The sequence below is a fragment of the Ruegeria sp. F12 genome (assembly GCF_056533885.1).
In genome coordinates, this window is record NZ_JBQFOV010000017.1 from 66,330 (window position 1) to 83,944 (window position 17,615).

The 17,615-nt window shown below is 55.6% G+C and carries 15 protein-coding genes and 1 pseudogene; 13 read left to right on the forward strand and 3 right to left on the reverse strand.

Annotated features, from left to right (window positions below; translation table 11 throughout):
• Window positions 1-5: 5 nt before the first annotated feature.
• Complete coding sequence (locus tag ACR0CA_RS18585; RefSeq protein WP_480900628.1) at window positions 6-1,955, forward strand: multiheme c-type cytochrome; 1,950 nt, start codon at window positions 6-8, stop codon at window positions 1,953-1,955.
• 169 nt (window positions 1,956-2,124) lie between these two features.
• Here the strand turns inward: ACR0CA_RS18585 and ACR0CA_RS18590 are convergent, their stop codons facing one another.
• On the reverse strand, window positions 2,125-3,105 hold the full coding sequence (locus ACR0CA_RS18590; protein WP_480900630.1) for a helix-turn-helix domain-containing protein: 981 nt from the start codon (window positions 3,103-3,105) through the stop codon (window positions 2,125-2,127).
• Between the two features lie 307 nt (window positions 3,106-3,412).
• Between ACR0CA_RS18590 and ACR0CA_RS18595 the strand changes: the two genes are divergently transcribed.
• From ACR0CA_RS18595 to ACR0CA_RS18610, 4 genes are all read left to right on the forward strand, one after another.
• On the forward strand, window positions 3,413-5,029 hold the full coding sequence (locus tag ACR0CA_RS18595) for a sulfatase-like hydrolase/transferase (protein ID WP_480900632.1): 1,617 nt from the start codon (window positions 3,413-3,415) through the stop codon (window positions 5,027-5,029).
• A gap of 108 nt (window positions 5,030-5,137) precedes the next feature.
• Window positions 5,138-5,854, forward strand: a complete 717-nt coding sequence (locus tag ACR0CA_RS18600) for a hypothetical protein (RefSeq protein ID WP_480900634.1) — start codon at window positions 5,138-5,140, stop codon at window positions 5,852-5,854.
• Window positions 5,855-5,942: 88 nt separating this feature from the next.
• Complete coding sequence (locus tag ACR0CA_RS18605; RefSeq protein WP_480877932.1) at window positions 5,943-6,803, forward strand: tyrosine-protein phosphatase; 861 nt, start codon at window positions 5,943-5,945, stop codon at window positions 6,801-6,803.
• Window positions 6,804-6,878: 75 nt separating this feature from the next.
• Window positions 6,879-7,535 (forward strand): lipid-binding SYLF domain-containing protein, encoded by a 657-nt coding sequence (locus tag ACR0CA_RS18610; protein WP_480900636.1) that lies wholly within the window; start codon window positions 6,879-6,881, stop codon window positions 7,533-7,535.
• Between the two features lie 250 nt (window positions 7,536-7,785).
• Here ACR0CA_RS18610 and ACR0CA_RS18615 read toward each other — a convergent pair whose 3' ends face one another.
• Window positions 7,786-9,084, reverse strand: coding sequence for a tetratricopeptide repeat protein (locus ACR0CA_RS18615; RefSeq protein ID WP_480900638.1), 1,299 nt, complete (start codon window positions 9,082-9,084; stop codon window positions 7,786-7,788).
• A 173-nt stretch (window positions 9,085-9,257) separates the two neighbouring features.
• On the opposite strand from ACR0CA_RS18615, the gene ACR0CA_RS18620 reads away from it, so the two are divergent.
• From ACR0CA_RS18620 to ACR0CA_RS18645, 6 genes are all read left to right on the forward strand, one after another.
• The gene (locus ACR0CA_RS18620) at window positions 9,258-10,955 is read left to right on the forward strand and encodes a sulfatase-like hydrolase/transferase (protein ID WP_170787235.1); all 1,698 of its coding nucleotides are present in this window, start codon (window positions 9,258-9,260) and stop codon (window positions 10,953-10,955) included.
• Between the two features lie 49 nt (window positions 10,956-11,004).
• A complete protein-coding gene (locus tag ACR0CA_RS18625; RefSeq protein WP_170775044.1) occupies window positions 11,005-11,487 on the forward strand; it encodes a hypothetical protein in 483 nt (160 codons plus the stop codon).
• Window positions 11,488-11,551: 64 nt separating this feature from the next.
• Window positions 11,552-12,652, forward strand: a complete 1,101-nt coding sequence (locus ACR0CA_RS18630) for an alpha/beta hydrolase (protein ID WP_170787237.1) — start codon at window positions 11,552-11,554, stop codon at window positions 12,650-12,652.
• Between the two features lie 72 nt (window positions 12,653-12,724).
• Window positions 12,725-13,198 (forward strand): DUF3300 domain-containing protein, encoded by a 474-nt coding sequence (locus ACR0CA_RS18635; protein ID WP_480900640.1) that lies wholly within the window; start codon window positions 12,725-12,727, stop codon window positions 13,196-13,198.
• 14 nt (window positions 13,199-13,212) lie between these two features.
• Complete coding sequence (locus ACR0CA_RS18640) at window positions 13,213-14,022, forward strand: hypothetical protein (RefSeq protein WP_480900641.1); 810 nt, start codon at window positions 13,213-13,215, stop codon at window positions 14,020-14,022.
• 52 nt (window positions 14,023-14,074) lie between these two features.
• Window positions 14,075-15,346 carry an MFS transporter gene (locus ACR0CA_RS18645; protein ID WP_480900643.1) on the forward strand — a complete coding sequence of 424 codons (1,272 nt, stop codon included), beginning with the start codon at window positions 14,075-14,077 and terminating at the stop codon, window positions 15,344-15,346.
• Window positions 15,347-15,492: 146 nt separating this feature from the next.
• On the opposite strand, the gene ACR0CA_RS18650 is transcribed toward ACR0CA_RS18645, so the two are convergent.
• Window positions 15,493-16,287 (reverse strand): IclR family transcriptional regulator, encoded by a 795-nt coding sequence (locus ACR0CA_RS18650; protein ID WP_170775035.1) that lies wholly within the window; start codon window positions 16,285-16,287, stop codon window positions 15,493-15,495.
• Window positions 16,288-16,554: 267 nt separating this feature from the next.
• Here ACR0CA_RS18650 and ACR0CA_RS18655 point away from each other — a divergent pair, with 267 nt between their 5' ends.
• Window positions 16,555-17,319: an SDR family oxidoreductase gene (locus ACR0CA_RS18655; RefSeq protein ID WP_214648077.1), complete on the forward strand. Its 765-nt coding sequence runs from the start codon at window positions 16,555-16,557 to the stop codon at window positions 17,317-17,319.
• Window positions 17,320-17,335: 16 nt separating this feature from the next.
• Window positions 17,336-17,615: pseudogene (locus ACR0CA_RS18660) on the forward strand (2-hydroxyhepta-2,4-diene-1,7-dioate isomerase); the annotation flags it as partial.

Genomic DNA, 17,615 nt, shown 5'->3' on the forward strand with positions numbered 1-17,615 from the left:
CTCTGATGCGCCTGCTCATTTCTGCCCTGTTAACCCTTACTGGCCCTGCTGTGCCGGCTATCGCTCAAAGCGCAGATTATGTCGGCTCGGACGCCTGCACCGAATGCCACCGCGCCGAGGCTGATGCCTGGAAAGGCTCGCACCACGCGGGGGCCTGGACTGAGGCCGTACCCGACAACATCCGCGCGGATTTCAACGGGACAACTTTCACGTTGGGCGACATGACCGCGCGGTTTCGGATTGAAGCAGACGGCACCCACCACGTTACCGTGACTGAGCGCGACGGTGTTACAACCGACTACCCGGTGCATTCAGTTGTCGGTGTCGAACCTCTGCAGCAATACTTGCTGGAAACCGAGCCCGGCCGGTTGCAGAGCTTCGACGTGGTCTGGGATACGGAAAAGTCCGAATGGTTCCACCTTTACCCGGATCAGAACGTGCCACCCTCGGACGCGCTGCACTGGACGGGGCCGTACAAAAGCTGGAACGCGCGCTGTGGCGTCTGCCATGCCACCGGGTACGACACCGGATACGACCCGGCCTCGGATACATATCAGACCACTCAGGCCGAGATTGGCGTCGGCTGCGAGGCCTGCCATGGCCCCGGTCGTGATCATGTGGGATGGGCTCAGAGCGCTGGCGAGCCCCCCTTGAACTTTGGATTGTCGGCTGACCTGTCGACACCGCAAGGGCTGATCCAACAATGCGCCGGATGTCATTCCCGACGCGAGGCGTTCTTTGATGGCAACCCTGAACCGGGCACCGCCTATCACGACGCCTACAACCTATCGCTGCTGCGGCCCGGCCTCTATTACCCCGATGGTCAGATCCGGGATGAGGTCTATGTATACGGGTCGTTCCTGCAATCGAAAATGCATGAAAAGGGCGTCACCTGTTCCGATTGCCACGATGCCCATAGCGCCGAAGTCATAGCTGATGGCAACGCCGTCTGCGCACAGTGTCATAACCCCGATGGCAACCCGCGCTTTCCCAGCCTGCCGCCGGTCGAATTCGACAGCCCCGCCCATCACCATCACCCAGAAGACAGTGCCGGGGCGCAATGTAGGTCCTGTCACATGACAGAGCAGGTCTATATGGGCAATGACTGGCGGGCCGATCATTCCTTCCGCATCCCCCGCCCGGATCTGAGCGCCGAGACTGGCGTGCCGGATGCCTGCACCAGCTGCCACACCGATCAGACCCCGGACTGGGCCGCAGCACGGCTGCGCGACTGGTTCCCAGACAGTTCCAACCGCGGGCCGCATTTCGGGCAGGTTTTGGCGCGGGCGCAGATCAATCCCACATTGGCCTCGGACGATCTGGTGGACCTGGCCCTTAGTGCCAGCAGCCCGGCACTGATCCGGGCGACTGCCATCTGGCTGATCGGCCAGACCGGCGACCCCAAACAGATCGGGCGCATTTCGGATATGGTCAACGCGGCAGACCCCGTGATCCGATCCGCCGCTGTCGAAGCCATGCACAGCCTGCCCGGTCATGAGCGGGTACAGCGAGTGTTGCCCATGCTGGATGATCCCAGACGCAATGTCCGAATTGCGGCGGCGCGTGGGCTCTATAATGCGCCCATCGCGCATTTGCCTGACAAGATTGCGGCCGCGTTCCGTTCGGCGATTGGCGAGTGGCAAAGCGCGATGGCTGCGCGGCTGGACTTTCCCGAAACCCATTTGCAACTGGGCGGTTTTGCGTTGACCACCCGCAACCTTCCCGCCGCCGATCAGGCCTTTGCCCGCGCCGTTGAAATGGACCCCATGCTGGTCGACGCCTGGATCATGCGTATCCGCATCGCAGCGGTTTCCGGGCAGCAGGAAAAGGTCGAAGAACTCATCGCGGCTGCCAGTCGCGCCAACCCAGGCGACTTTGCTCTTGAAAGCCTGATCGCCCAACTGACCGGAACCGAGATGAACCTGTTGCCCCCACCCGCCGAGCCGGACGAATAAGTTGACAGGTTCAAAGCGCACAGAATTCCTCTGTTGGTGCTTGCCACCGGAAACATGTTCATGGTGTCCCTTTTAGAGCGTCGCGGGCTGGATGTCGGGTGGTGGGTATCGCCGGGCCCGTGTGTTCAAGCTCTTATAGGACAATTTATTCCGAGGTGCTTGAAGACCGTCACGCTCTGCGTCTCATCTGCGTCTCTGACGGCAATTCGCCAAAAAACAGCCGATAGTCTCGGGCGAATTGCCCCATGTGCCAAAACCCATGTTTGTTGGCTATATCGGCAATTGATTTCGCTCCAGCCCCGTTCAGTAGATCTTCGCGAACACCGTCCAATCGCAGTCGCATATAATATGCTTTTGGACCATACCCGAAGCGTTCGTTGAAAGCGCGGTTCAGGGTGCGCAATGACGCGCCGGTTGCTGCGCACAGGTCTTCGATGGAAACGGGCTCCAGCGCATTGTCGTTCATCATCTCCAAAGCCCGGTTAAGGGCGCGGCGTCTGGTTTGGGCTGAACTCTTGTCTTGATGAACTGCGCTGCTGGTCAGGATGGCTAACACTTTGATCATCAGAGCTTCTTCAACATCTTCGTTCCATGGCTCATCCGAGTGTTTCAACAGATTTGCGATTTCTCGTTCCAGCCAATCCATTCTGCGCGCATTACCATCGGAAATCTGTAGTCGCAGCGCCGGGCCTTCGCTTGCGATAGAATATCCGCAACACTGGGCGAGCTTCTGGAACCGCCGGGTGTCAAAAGAAACGACATTGCCAAAGAAACGTCCCGTAGACACGCCGTCGAAACCATCTTTGTTACCAAAAGTTAGAAAGGCGTCGTCGTCGAGCGCACATCCTTGCCAGGAATCTATTGTACCTCTGCGGGAAATGCCGAATGTGCTCCACCCGTCGGGTGAGACGCCGCGTTGGTGAACCGCACCGCTGAGCGAGATGTTCAAAACAGAACATGTCGGGCTAGAGCGCACCGCGATTTGTGTGGACAAAGGGCCGGGGTCAAGCTGGCGAAAATCCATTTCCCAGGGCGTCATCGCGGCAAGGTCATTGGGATGCATCAGATCTAGCACGATCGCAGAAGGGGTCGCTTCAGCGGCCTTGGCATCGTATTCCTGAGGATTTGGCCGATTTTTGATGTGGTCCATTTCAGCATCCTGACAGTTTACCGGTAAAGAAAACAAACTGGAGGGGGGCCAAGTCAAGTGTCGCGTCAAGCTTCCAAGTCGCGCATGGGCAGACCACGCCTGCCAAATGCCGACGCCCGTTCCAAAAGGGTTGTGACCTTTGTCACCCCGCCCGAGTACCGACGCCTAACAGAGCTGGCACATCAGTCCAATCAATCATTATCGGCCCAATGCCACGACCTTCTTGTGGCGGCGTTGCAAGACGTAACCATCAACTGGAGAGCCTGCAGTGACGACTAGTTTGAGATATATGGCGTTGGCCACAACCATGTTTACATTCCTAACCGGGGGGCAGGTTGTTGCGCAAAGCGACCCCATTGTACACGACGGCGAATTCAGCTTTTTGCGTGCTCAGTTTGGAGAGGAGTGGGACGCGCAGGATTTCGAGATCGACGCCAAACTTGCTGAAATTCGTGAGGCTAACGGGGGAAAGCCTCCGAATTTTTTGTATATTCTGATTGACGACATCAGCTTCGGCCAGATGGGCGAGCGAAAGATGAACTATGTGATGGGGATCGAGACACCCAATATCAACGGTTTTGCCCGCGAAGGAATGTCGCTGATGCGGATGTACACTGAACCGTCCTGCACGCCGACACGTACAGCTATGTTGACCGGTCGGCATCCGATCCGGGCCGGGGTTGAAGAGGTCAAGGTCGCTCTGGTTGGTGAGGGTCTGTCTGCCAGCGAAGTGACGCTTCCCGAGATTCTGAAAGAGGTGGGGTATAACACATCTCACGTTGGCAAGTGGCATCAGGGCGATATCGAAGAGGCCTATCCCCACAATCAGGGTTTCGACTACGCAGCCTTTCCGCTGCACCAACAGGTGCAGCTAAGCCTGATGACCCGCGAGGCAATGCAGGCCAACAATATGTTGGGATACCATGCCTCGGGTCAGAACAACCAATTTTTGCTGGACGAGCGCTTTAAACCCTACGGCTTGGTGACAGGGGTTGAGGCCGAAGCAGGCGGGCCCGCGCGCGAGGTTGAAATGGCCCCGGGCGAAGAGTGGACACAGGCCAAATATGAAGAGATGAATGAGCGCTATCAGGCGCAAGCTATGGAGCAGCTTGAGCGCGTTGCGGCGCTGGATGAGCCATTCTTTCTGCAATACTGGCCGCTTTACCCGTTGAACTTTGTCTACCCGGATCAAGCCCTCTCGCGCAACGGCGGGTTTCATGCGGACAAGTTGCAGCTTTTGGACGAATGGATCGGAGACGTTCTGGCCAAGCTAGAGGAGACAGGTGAGGCCGACAATACCATCGTCATGATCATGGCCGACAATGGCCTGATGTATCACTACGAAGGAACCTCTGGCCTGAACCAATTGATCTATCGCGGCGGCAAAACTCAGCATCTGGAAGGCGGGGTGCGCACGGATGCGTTTATTCGCTGGCCCGGTGTGATCGAAGCTGACAGCGCTGCAGGGGACATTTTCCACGTCTCGGATATTTACACCACGATCGCGCGCATTGCCGGGGCGACAGAATTCATTCCGCGGGACCGAGTAATTGACGGGGTCGACCAAACAGCGTTGCTGCTGGAGGGTGAAGGTAATGGGCGGCGTGATTATGTTTACGTCTACGAAGGCCCCGTGCTGCGGTCGATCGTCAAACAGGAATTCAAGATGCATCTGCCTGCGCCGGGTGCTCCGGGGGCTGCTGCGCCGACCTACAATGTCTATAGGGACCCGCGCGAAGAACATCCGCTAGTTGGGTATTCTCTTTGGGCCGGCGCCTCGTTCCAGGACATGGTCAAGCGACATCAAAAGATGATGGCCAAATATCCCAACTCGGAAATTGGTAAAGACATTCCCTACGGCGGTATTGAGAACTTGCGTCCTGAAAGCGAGGAAACACGCGACGTGTTCATGAGCTGGCAATAAACCACTCAGCCGGGCGCAGAGCGTGCACCTCTGCGCCCCTCCGCACTTAGAAATTTCACAAAGGCCCTGAAAATGAACAGTACCTTTTTCGCCGGAAAGAGATGGCGCTTGTCTGCGATTGCCTGCGCGTTTTGGGCCGGATTTGCTCTGCCCGCGAAGGCAGACAACCCGACCTGGGATTTTACCGCCTACCTGTATCTCTGGGCGCCCGCATTAAGCGGTGAAACAACCACTGGGAACAGCATAGATGTAAGTTTCAGCGACATTCTGGACAATCTCGACTTCGGGTTGATGGGCGCTGTCGAAGCGCGACGCGCAAAGCTTTCGGTCTTTGTCGATGCACTGTATCTCAACCTGAGCAACGATCAAAATAGTGCTGTCGGTCCGGGTATCCCTGCCTCTTCGGATGTCGATGTCGAAGGGACCGTATTTACGGGCTCGGTTGGATACGATTTGGTTGATGCGCCAGGAACCCTTTTCACAGTTTTAGGCGGGGTAAGAAGCCTGAACCTAGACAATACTGTTGACATCGAAGTCTCCGGCGGCTCGCAACGTGTGTCGGGTAAGATCAACAACTGGGACGTTGTGGTCGGTCTGCGTGGAACACGCCAGTTCAGTGATCGTTGGGGGATGTCCTACTATGCGGATATTGGTGCCGGAGAAAGTGACCTGACAACTCAGCTTAGCTTGGCAGCAAATTACAAGATCAACAATTGGGACCTGGTGCTGGGCTATCGGTATCTCGATTGGAACATCGGTAATTCGCAGGCGATTTCGCATTTGACCTTTGACGGTCCCTTCGTCGGCGCTCGGTTTGATTTCTAAGGTCGAAACGTGACCCAAACCTGAGGCTCACCAAACCCTTGACGGTCATTCCCATCATCACCCTAAGACCACCCGGAAGGAGAAACAAATGACCATTGTACGCGCGGCAATCGTAGCTCTCGCCTTATGCGGGTTGGGGGATGCTGAGCAAACGCAAGCCTCCGAGGATCGCGCCATCCCGATTGAAGGCGTGGCCAATACCAGGGACTTAGGCGGATTGCAGACCAAAGACGGGCGCAGCATTCGAACCGGGCAACTTATTCGTTCCGGTGAAATTGATCGTATGGGTGCCGACGGAATGGCTCTTGTCGAGGATCTGGGGGTTACTTCCATAGTGGATCTAAGAACCACGTTGGAATCGACCGCTGACCCTGTTTTGTGGCCGGATGGACAAGGGCCTGAACGCTACAATTTCCCGGTCATGGAACAAGAGGCTCAGATGATCGAAGACATGCGTGCAAGCATCAAGTCAGGGACGGCGACCGAGACGCAAACGGACACTCTCTTTTTCGAGGCCTTCGGATATATCGCCACTGACTACACAAAAGAATTTCGTGCTTTGTTTGACGTCCTGATCGAGCAACCGGAGGGGGAGGCTGTGCTGTATCACTGCTCGGGTGGAAAAGACAGAACCGGTGTTGCCACTGCCTTGGTGTTGAGCGCGTTGGGCGTCACCCAAGAAGACATCGAGGCAGATTTCATGATGAGCAACGTTCTCAAGGATGCCCGCAACGCATCCGTGAAAATTGCGGATCAAGTGAACGCTGAACGCGGCACGAGCATGACCCCTGAAGCGGTCTGGCCCTCGTTGGGTGTTCGAATGGAGTATTTGAATAACTTCTATAGCAGTGTGAACGAGACTTACGGTTCGGTCGACAATTACCTGCATGAGGGCCTTGGGCTGACAGATCAGGATCTGGAAAAGCTGCGCAATAGATACTTGAACTAATCCGAAGTCAGCTGTGCTATCTGTGACAGCATGTGCTTTTTTGCCAAGTCACTTCGGATGAACAGGGAGGATAAGATGTTGCGTTTCGTATTTTTCGCCGCATTTTTGTTTGTTGGCATTTTAGGGTTTCCCACCGAGCAATCCGCATATGCGGAAAACCTTCTGGACAAGGTGACGAAAGGCGTTTCCGACGCGGCCAAAAAGGCAGGTGATGTCGCTGAAACTGCAAGCGAGGCTGTTTTGGACACCACCAGTGGTTTGACCGCGTCCGAAATCGACAATGGGGCAAGTGCCGCACTTGATCAATTGTACAGCAACTCATCCGAAGCCAGAGACTTGTCCGAAGAAGCGATAGCCATTTTGATTTTTCCGAAAGTCACCGCAGGTGGTTTGGTCGTCGGAGGTCAATTCGGTGAAGGCGCTATGCGCGAGAATGGGGTCACAACGGGCTACTACAATATTGCGGGTGCCTCATACGGGTTTCAGGCGGGTGTTCAGCAATTCTCATATGCAATGTTCTTCATGAACCACGCTGCCCTTGAATATTTTCGCAACAACAATGGCTGGGAGGCAGGCACCGGACCGACACTGGTTGGTGGTGATCAAGGCTGGTCTGCTTCCATGGGCACCAATGACCTTCAAGGAGATATCGTTCCAATAGTGTTCGGTCAGGAAGGTTTGATGGCGGGAACTAGTCTTAAGGGGACAAAGATCAGCAAGATCGACAAGTAAAGGCGGAGTTAAAGCCTTGGGTTTGCAGCGGATGCTGGTTGTTCTACCGATCTCGGTCATCCCTTTTGTTCTTCGGCAAAAAAGTGTGCCCGCTGTTGCCTATGTGAAGCCCAAACCATGTTTGCGCGATCGACACAGCTCCGAAGCATGTAGGCGCAGTCCGTGTGATCGGAACTGGCCGCGACCCATCTCCGCTCGCTAGCTCAACCCACGCAATCAAAAAAGAAAACAATACTACAATCGAATGGACTTATCGCGAGACCGGATCGATCCATCCAGCAGCCGCCAATTGTCGCAAAACACGTTCGGCATCGGCTATGTCCTCGAACAAGGCTTTTAGGACCTGCGAAACACGGCTTTCCGGCCACGACGTTTGAAACGCAACAACCATTTCCCTAGCTTTTTCATGCTGTCCAGATGCCTGATAGGCAGCGATAAGATGGGCGGTGTTGATCTCGCTTATTGGACCTCCAGAACGGACCGCTTGCGTCAGGTGAGTGATCGACTTTTGGTATTCACCCGCGTGAAAATACGCATTCCCCAATGTGTTGCGCCAAGGCAGCCCCCGCCCGGGGCGATGTTGATGAAGTTTTGGGTTTGCGTTGGCTATCGCCCGTTCGAAATCGCCCGAAAACACCGAAATTATGGCATCGATTTCAAGCGCGTATAGGTCATCGGGCTCAAGCTCTAAGGCACGGCGACTGGAGGTTTGCGCTGAAGCAAAATCGCGACGTACCATTTGCGAAAAGGCCCTGGCGGAATGGCTCCATGATTTGGTCGAATCCAGTTCGAGCGCGCGTTCCGCCAATTCATTAGCTGATTGCATATAGGCCTGACGCATCTCCGCGTTGGGGGACAGCCCGGCAAGAATGGTCGACGCCTGCGAAGCCCCCGCGTAGCTGCCATAGTAGTTCGGGTCCAGTCGCATTGCCTCTTCGAACATGTCCAGCGCGGCTGAAACGCGTACCAGTTCGGGCGCAGGAAACAGCAAGCCCCGCGCCTCTTGGGTCATGTTTCTGGCCAAAAGGTTGGTGGGATTATTTTCGAACAACGCGGATCGTGCTTCAGGCGATAGCGCTTCAGGGGTTGTGTCCGTGCGCAAGAAGCTGAAATAGACCGCTGCCGCAAGCCCTGCAACAAGAGTGCCTCCCAGAACCCATCTTACCCGAAATGCGGGACGAGCCCGAGGGGCCGGCTCGGTCGTCTTAGACCTCAGTTCGAAACGAGGGGTGTAGCCCCCCTTGTCGATAAAAATACGCACCGGGTCCTCTCGACCTTCGGTGCCATAGTAAAGATCCAACCTTTGGCGCAATCTGGTGGCATCGACCCTGACCACGTTTTCTGGCGCACCATCTGCACATGGGCCTTTGTGGTACACCTCTTCCAGGATCCTTTTTCCCAAAATCATGTCTGGTCGCCCGGCCAGTTCCTGTTCGACCACGTAGGTCAGGAAAGCCCTCAGGCGTTCGGCCCCGCCGAATTCGTCGCTTTCAACAACGCGACGCAGAGCGGCTTGCTTTTCCTCTCTGTCAATTTCGGTTTCGGTCATAGGCGGGTCGCCTCACAGACAATCTGTAACGGTTACACGCCCCAAGTTACATTGTTCGGTGGCGTTTTGCATCATCCAATTGTCTGCACAACCATCTGATGGTTCAGGCTGTTTCGGAAGTTTCCGACCCGCAGGGCGATCAGGGTTCTTGGATCAGAAAACGGGATGATAGCATGACAGAGCCGCGCAATAGCCACACCCTCGCAACCGCGCTGATCGCAGGTATTTCGGTGTTGACCGGCACGCAAGTCGGCGCGCAGAGCGGGCCGATCGTCAGGGACGCCGAATACTACATTCTCGAAGCGCAGAACGGCGAAGAATGGGCGCGCGAAGATCAGGAAATCGACGCTGCACTGGCCCAATTTCAGGACGCCAATGACGGCAAGCCGCCGAATGTTCTGTATATCTTGATTGACGATATCGGCTTTGGCGATCTGGGCAGTGAAACCCTGAACATGATCCGTGGATACAAAACCCCTGCGATCAATCAATTTGCCGCCGAAGGTATGCGGCTGGCGCGGATGTATACGGAACCTTCCTGCACACCAACCCGCGTGGCTTTTATGACCGGCCGACAGCCGCATCGGAATGGGATGGGCAACACGCAGGTCGAGTTAGCGGGCTTCGGCCTAGCTGAAGATGAGGTGACACTGGCCGAGCTGTTGTCAGATGCCGGATACAACACCGCCCATATCGGAAAGTGGCACATGGGCGATATCCGCGAGTCCTGGCCAAATTACCAAGGTTTCGATTTTGCGGCTTTTCCGATCCATCAGCAGGGTCAGTTGACGATCTATCACGACGATGCAGCCGACGAGGAGGTCTCGATTGGGATCGGCGACAACAACTATGACGATCTCTACACGATGGATCGTTGGTTGCGCACTGACGCTTCGCGTTTGGCCACTGGAGTTGAAGGCGTGCGCAACGAGGACGTGCGCGAGGTCCATATGGAGCCGGGCGAACGTTGGAACGAAGCCAAGTACCATGAAATGAACGTGCGATATCAAGAGCAGGCAATGGAACAGCTACGTAGCCTTGCCGCCAAGGACGAGCCGTTCTTCTTGCAATACTGGCCGCTTTATCCGTTAACCGGACCGCGCACGACAACCAGCGAATACACGACGCCCAATGGCGGTCACTATGTCGAGAAAATGAAGCTGGTGGACACCTGGATCGGCGACCTTTTGGCCGAGATGGAGACGTTGGGCGTCGCCGACAACACCATCGTCATCATTATGGGTGACAACGGGCATTTCACAAAATACGCGCCTCAGTCAGGTTACACGCCCATGATCTTCCGGGGCGGCAAGGGTGCCACGACCGAGGGTGGCGTTCGCGTGGACGCCTTTGTTCGCTGGCCCGAGATGATCCAGGCCGGATCGGTTGTTGGCGATATGGTCCATGTCACCGATCTGTTCACAACGCTAGCGCGTGTGGCTGGGGCCACCGATGCAATTCCGCGGGATCGGGTTATCGACGGCATTGACCAGACGTCCCTGCTGCTGAATGGCGAGGCGCATGGCCGCCGGGACTACGTGTTCCTCTACAACATCGACAAGTTGGAGGCCGTGGTTAAAGAGCAATACAAGCTGGCGATCCCCGGCGGAAACATCGAAAACGCGATCCTCGCGGATTTCTACGACCTGTTTCGCGACCCACAGGAAAAATATCCCGTCTCGACCGAGATCGGTGCCTGGGGCAGCGCGAAATTCGTCAACATGATCCAGCGGCATTTCCTACGCAAACAGAAATACCCCGATACGCCTCCGGGCACCGGTGTCCCTTATGACGGGATCGTCAACCTACGTCCCGAAACCAAGGCTGTTGTCGAGGAGTTCTTCTTCATGCGGCAAACACCCGAACAATAAGTCCCCCGAGACACATCCTTTGAAACCCTATTCCGAGTAGGAGACCGCAATGATCCCGTTTATTTCTAAGAAAACAGCACTCAATACCGTTGCCATCCTGGCGCTTTCCTTTACTCAGATACCTGCGGCCACAGCGCAGACGGCCAATGCCCCCTGCGGAGAAAACCTGCCGCTTTCCGGAAAGATCACCTTTAACGGCCAAAGCTTCTCGATCCTTGTTGGGGTTCGATGGGGCAAAGGTGTTCTGACCTTGAATGACGGGCAAGAGATCCCCTTCTCGGCCAACGGCGTGAAGGCCTTGGAGTCGGGTGCTCGCGTGGGCGAGATTGAGGGTGAGGTATATGGTCTGACCGACCCGCTGGATTTTGTTGGGCAATATTTCGGAGTGGCCGGTGGTGTTGTCCCGGTTCAATCGGCTGGTGATATTACGCTGGTCAACGCTGCGTGCGTAGTGATCGTTGCGCGCCATAAATCCACGGGTGTAAAGCTGTCGGCCCCGGTCGAACAATCCATAAAGATTCAGTTCCAATGACGCCTCCGGGGGGGCGCCCAATATAGCGGCCCCACTCGACAGACCTGTAACAGGACTGGTTTCAATGCGCTTTTTGATCGTCATGCTGCTAAGTGTTTGCGCGGGGTGCGGCGGGCCCCAAAACCTTGTGGGCGTCGAAACCGCAATACCGGTTTCCAGCGTTCCGGAACTCACCCGCCATAGGATCTACATTGCGACGCCGCGCGCTCTGTCTGACGACCCAACCGAGTTCTTTTCAGGCGACCGCGCCTCTGACATGAGCTTTGCTGCTGTCGACGTCACCATCCCCCCGGATCATCAGAAAGGGAATATTGAACGACCGTCATCCCTGCCTGCCGACCCACGCAAGCATTTCGTGATCACAGCACCGCAGTTGTTCAGTGACGGAACCCAATTCCGGCAAGAAGTCAGCCGTTCGGTGCGAGCTTTGCCCCGCAATGATCACGAAGTGCTGTTGTTCGTGCATGGCTATAACACGAACCTGACCAGCGCGGTTTTGCAGATGGCCCAATTCGTCGAAGATTCCGGATATAAGGGGGTCCCGATCTTGTTCACCTGGGCTTCAAGCGGGCAGACCGTCAAATATGTCTACGACATAAACAGCGCCCTGATCGCTCGAGATCACCTGGTCAGCATGTTTTCCGTCATGGAAAGCAGCAACATTGAAGGATACGATCTAGTGGCTCATTCGATGGGCACATTCCTGGTCATGGAGGCCGGGCGGCAGATTTCAATGACGACCGGGCTGAACCCGACGGGGAAGGCCCAAAACGTCGTTCTGGCCGCACCCGATATAGATATAGATCTGTTTCTGACGCAAATTCGCAGGTTTCCGGAACAGTATCGACGGTTCGTCGTGCTTGTGTCTCAGGATGACAAGGCGCTCAGGGCCAGCCAACGGGTCGCCGGCGGTGTCTCGCGTCTGGGACAGATCCCAGCCGAGGATTTGGCCGAACTGGGCGTTAATGCAATCGACCTTAGCGCAGTCAAAAATACGGGCTCATTGGCACATTCGAAATTCAAGGACTCGCCCGAAATCGCGCAGTTGATCGGCACTGCCCTGAGTGAAAACTCAAGTTTTGAATCGGATGTCAGTTTCCCTGTGGGTCGCAAAATTGGCACCGGCATCGACGGGCTGCTGCAAGTTGTGAGAGTGGGCGGATGATTAGACCATCCAGTCGCGCCAGTAACTGCCTTGTCCTCGGCTTTAGCGAATTTCGGAAAAGGAATCCCTGAGATGCGCACAAGATTGACCGTTCTTTTGGCATTTCTATGGATCGCTGCCGTGTTGGTTGCACCCGTCGGAGCAACGGCGCAGAACACAACGACCGAGCAAGCGGCAGAAACAGCGGACGAGGCCCAGTTTACGGCGGAAGAGCTTCAGAAACTTACCGCTCCGGTTGCGCTTTATCCGGATACGCTGCTGATTCAGATCCTTGTCGCGGCGATCTACCCGCTTGAAGTGGCCAAGGCAGATCAGTTTGTTCAGGATCACGCGGACCAAGAGCCGGGCGCCCGTAAGACGCTGATCGAAGAACAGGGTTGGGATGGCAACGTGACAGTGTTGGCCACCGCATTCCCGGAAACACTGAAGAAAATGGCCGCACATACCGAGTGGACCGAAACGATCGGGGCCACAACCCCGGCCAACGCGTGGTGCAGACGACCCGCGGCGCAGATAGTCCGTCACATGCAAAATGACGCTGGTTGAGGAGAAATTGAAACATGCATCGGAAAAATTTGTCCGAAACACACCGGAGTAGCCATCAGGGAAAACGTACCCAGATCGCAGCATGGAAGCCTGCAGTCGCCTTGGCGCTGACTTTTGCACCTCTTTCCGGACAGGCTCAGGAGGCGGCATCCGAGTGGGATTTCGGACTGACCCCATATCTTTGGATGCCTAGTCTGAATGGCGACGTATCTCCGGGGCCGAGAGCGCCGACATTGGGTGTCGATGCGTCTTTCAGTGACTTGCTGGACGAGCTGGAAATCGGTTTCATGATTGCTGGATCAGCAACAAAGGACAGGTTCGGTATCTTCGGTGATCTTCAATATTTCGATTTCGACTCGGACGCTTCAACACCTGGCCCGGCATTTAGCTCAGCCGTTATCGACACGGATATTCTGATCGCAACGCTTGGCACAGAATACGTGGCACTAGCAACTCAAGCATCCGAATTGAAACTGGCTGTTGGCTTTCGGTATTATGACGTATCCATTGACGGCTCGCTAAGGGCCGGAACAGTTCCGGGCCGTGAGGTCAGCGGAGGGGACGAATGGCTTGACGGTATCTTTGGCCTTCGCGGTCGATCGAGTGTTTCAGAAGACTGGTATGTGACGGGTTGGGCATACGTTGGTGGCGGGGGATCGGATTTTACCTCGGATGTGTTCGGCGGTTTCGGCTACCGAGTAAGTAAAACCGTGGATGTGGTCGGTGGCTACCGGTACTTCTCTGTCGATCGCGAGGATGGAGACGGTTTCGTCTATGACGTTGAACAGCACGGTTTGCTTATCGGCGTGAAATTCAAGCTGTAGACAACGATAACTGTCGTCGAGTCCGTAGCTTGCAAACCAATATGAGGCTGAAATGACGATATCCATTGTGTCTCTGCGTTCGTTGTTTGTGTCCATTGGAATGATCCATCTGTCGACGGCGGCTTTGGGCACCTTGGTGTCGTTGCGCATTGCGGATTCCGGTGGCAGCCAAGAGGCAGCGTCTTTCGTCGCTGCAAGCTATTCTATGGGTTTCTTGCTTGGGTGTTTCTTTATCTTTCGGCCTTTGGCCCGGATTGGTCACATACGGGCATTTGCAGCCTCGGCGGCATTGTGCAGCCTGTGCGCCCTGTTGTTGTCGATTTCAGAAAACACCTTTGTCCTGATTGCTGCGCGATTTGCGACCGGATTGGCTACGGCAAGTCTGTATTCCATTGGGGATGCGTGGATCAACGACTCTGCACCCGCAAATAGCAGAGGGCGCATCCTGTCCATCTACTACATCGTTTTGGGTGTGACGTCTGTCGCAAGCCAGGCCTTTATCATACTGTTCTCGGGCGATTTGTCCGAAGCGTTTGTGATGATGTCCGCACTTTATTCGATTGCGATCATCGTTCTGGTGCCGACCCGAACCTCTCCCCCCAGTGTGCCTGCGCACGCGCAGTTGCGCCTTATCGCGTCCTTCCGGGAATCTCCAACCGCGTTCATCGGCGTGTTCGTGAACGGCTTCGTGTTGGCGCTGCTGCTGACTGTTTTGCCTTATCAGGCTTCGGTCGCAGGGATGAGCGCAAATATGATCGCGTTTGTCGTGGCAGCCTTCTACTTGGGACGTATTCTGTTTCAGTTCCCAATCGGCCACGCATCAGATCGAATGGACCGCCGCTATATGATCGCAGCGATGTCACTGAGCGCCGCCTTGACCGTCATGATCCTGTCAATTGCCTCACGCAACGAGGGATTTACAATCGCCGGGGAAAGCGGGCTCGTGCTGCAAGTTGTCATGATAATCGGCTCTGTGTTTCTGGGAGGACTGATCATGCCGCTCTATTCGGTCTTTGTTGCGCATGCCATGGACCGTACAGTTCCTGTTTATGTAGGCGCCACAGCTGTCACCTTGTTGTTTGTTTACACCGTCGGCAGCGTGGTCGGGCCAATTTTTGGGGGTATCGGATCTCTTCTTGGCAGTGACAGAGCGGTCCAATGGATGTGTTGGGTGCTGATGCTGGTCGCTGGTATGTTCACCGTTGTCCGCCTCAAAATGCGCGAGAGCGTCCCCCACGCTGAAGCAGCCAGTGGGGTAGCCGCGTCTCCGACGTCGGTGTCCATATCCCCAGAAACAAAAAGGCCCGAGCATTCGCGTTTCTAAGCGATTTCTGAAGGAAACTTTGCGTCGGTTTAAGCCGGTAACAAGTCAACGGCAGTCGGCCGAGGGCTGCCGCAATTACTGCACCGGGTACCCTGCGTCCGTTGTTGGGTCAGCGGAGCTTCAATGGGGTCACATAACCTTTCCCGTCAATGCTCGGTCAGTAAACTGCTTTCGCCAGAGTAGAAATTGGTAAGCTCGTCGGCCAAAGACTGATACAACAGATGTACTTCATCCAACGATGGCACGTCTAACTTGTCGATACGCTCGACATAGGGGCAGTTCACGACACAAATTGGCACACGTTCACGGTCGAAGACGGGAAAGGCAAGGTTCGTGACGCCCACTGCTGTTGCAGATGGCATACGCTCGTAACCAACTTCCCGAATACGGCTCACATGCTCTAGGAACTCACTGCGGTCGATTTCCGGTTCTCCCTGTGCCAACCGATGCATATCCAGAAGTTCTTCGATCTGCTGGTCGCTTCGAAACGCAGCCAAAACGCGGCCAGTACCTGTGTTGCTTAGGCCAATGACGGTGCCTACGCGCAACGAAAACACCCAATTTCCTGGGGCCGAAACCGAAGCAACGACGACGATGTCTCCATTGCTTTCCATACCAAGGTGACAAGACTGCCAGGCAAGTCTGGTGACTGCGCGCATTTTGGGGGAGGCAACCTCCATCAGGCGTTCAATTGGTGGATGCCCCTGGGACACTGCGAACATTTTCAGGCTTAGGGAGTAAAGATCACCGTCCTTCGATCGAACGACATACCCCCGCCGCACCAAGGTGGATAGCATTCGGTAAATTTCGCTTTGCGAACGTTGCAAGGCTCGCGCAATTTCACCTTGTGATATTCCGTCGCCGTGTAGGGCAAGAAGCTCAATAATATCAAGTCCTTTTTCTAACGCTGGAGCGCGGTATTTCTCGGACGAATTTGCCACTTTGCCCTCCTTGTCAGGCCGATGAGTCTGAGCGTTCGATCATCGCTTGGGTCGTAATCAGAAGTCAATGTTGATTTATAAATGAAAGTATGATTTGCATTTAAATAATATAGTGGGGAGGAATCGTGGTAGAAAAGACCGCCCAAGCCAAATTCCAGAGCGCTGACGCACTGCTGGTCTGAGCGAGGCTGAAGTCCAATGTTAAACCCAGGCTAAAGACGGCTGGCTTTGATCGCTCACATCGGCCAACACATAACATCTGAACTAATGATCGAGATCGATATGAACCCAACTCAGGGCCGAATGGCCGGAAAAAAAGCTTTGGTTACCGCTGCGGGGCAAGGCATCGGACGCGCCAGCGTCGAGAGGTACGTGGCCGAGGGCGCTCAGGTGATAGCTTGCGACATCAACGACGACACCTTGGCTGAACTGGCCGAACTCGAAGGTGTCACCGCGTTGAAGCTGGATGTCACAGACGCGGATGCAGTGACAGAAGCGGTGGAGCAAACCGGTCCTCTGGATGTTCTGTTCAACTGCGCAGGCTTTGTGGGCGCGGGCTCGATCTTGGATTGTGACGAGGGCCAGTGGGATTTCAGTTTTGATCTGAACGTCAAGGCAATGTACCGGCTGGCCAAGCTGGTGCTGCCGGGCATGTTGGAGGCCGGCGGGGGGTCGATCATCAACATGTCCTCGGTTGCGTCATCGATTAAGGGTGTGCCGAACCGGTTCTCTTATTGCACGTCCAAGGCTGCGGTGATCGGGCTGACAAAGTCAATTGCAGCGGATTTCGTAACACAGGGCATTCGCTGCAACGCAATTTGCCCCGGAACCGTAGACAGCCCCAGTTTGCATGACCGTTTGCGGGCAACTGGTGACTACGATCAGGCACTGAAAGACTTTATCGCGCGGCAACCGATGGGGCGGATTGGCCACGCAGACGAGATTGCAGCGCTGGCGACCTATCTGGCCAGCGATGAAAGTGGATTTACCACTGGACAGACTTTCGCCATCGACGGCGGCTGGACCGTGTAAGCAAGGAGAGACTTAGATGAAACTGCTGCGTTATGGCCTGGCTGGTCAGGAAAAGCCGGGGCTGCTGGATGGAAACGGCGCGATCCGTGATTTGTCGGGCACGATTGGAGACATCTCGGGCGAGGTGTTGTCCGATGCCGGTCTTGATGCTTTGCGAGCGATCGACACGGCAACCTTGCCGTTGGTCGAGGGCAACCCGCGCATTGGGGCCTGTGTGGGCCAGGTGGGCAAGTTCATCTGCATCGGCCTGAACTATGCCGACCACGCCGCCGAAAGCGGCATGGAGCTGCCCGCCG

What these genes read in the sequence shown, in the direction of transcription:
- ACR0CA_RS18585 (WP_480900628.1), top strand. Translation starts at nt 6, where the DNA reads ATGCGCCTGCTCATTTCTGCCCTGTTAACCCTTACTGGCCCTGCTGTG.
- ACR0CA_RS18590 (WP_480900630.1), bottom strand. Translation starts at nt 3,105, where the DNA reads ATGGACCACATCAAAAATCGGCCAAATCCTCAGGAATACGATGCCAAG.
- ACR0CA_RS18595 (WP_480900632.1), top strand. Translation starts at nt 3,413, where the DNA reads ATGTTTACATTCCTAACCGGGGGGCAGGTTGTTGCGCAAAGCGACCCC.
- ACR0CA_RS18605 (WP_480877932.1), top strand. Translation starts at nt 5,943, where the DNA reads ATGACCATTGTACGCGCGGCAATCGTAGCTCTCGCCTTATGCGGGTTG.
- ACR0CA_RS18610 (WP_480900636.1), top strand. Translation starts at nt 6,879, where the DNA reads ATGTTGCGTTTCGTATTTTTCGCCGCATTTTTGTTTGTTGGCATTTTA.
- ACR0CA_RS18615 (WP_480900638.1), bottom strand. Translation starts at nt 9,084, where the DNA reads ATGACCGAAACCGAAATTGACAGAGAGGAAAAGCAAGCCGCTCTGCGT.
- ACR0CA_RS18620 (WP_170787235.1), top strand. Translation starts at nt 9,258, where the DNA reads ATGACAGAGCCGCGCAATAGCCACACCCTCGCAACCGCGCTGATCGCA.
- ACR0CA_RS18625 (WP_170775044.1), top strand. Translation starts at nt 11,005, where the DNA reads ATGATCCCGTTTATTTCTAAGAAAACAGCACTCAATACCGTTGCCATC.
- ACR0CA_RS18630 (WP_170787237.1), top strand. Translation starts at nt 11,552, where the DNA reads ATGCGCTTTTTGATCGTCATGCTGCTAAGTGTTTGCGCGGGGTGCGGC.
- ACR0CA_RS18635 (WP_480900640.1), top strand. Translation starts at nt 12,725, where the DNA reads ATGCGCACAAGATTGACCGTTCTTTTGGCATTTCTATGGATCGCTGCC.
- ACR0CA_RS18640 (WP_480900641.1), top strand. Translation starts at nt 13,213, where the DNA reads ATGCATCGGAAAAATTTGTCCGAAACACACCGGAGTAGCCATCAGGGA.
- ACR0CA_RS18645 (WP_480900643.1), top strand. Translation starts at nt 14,075, where the DNA reads ATGACGATATCCATTGTGTCTCTGCGTTCGTTGTTTGTGTCCATTGGA.
- ACR0CA_RS18655 (WP_214648077.1), top strand. Translation starts at nt 16,555, where the DNA reads ATGATCGAGATCGATATGAACCCAACTCAGGGCCGAATGGCCGGAAAA.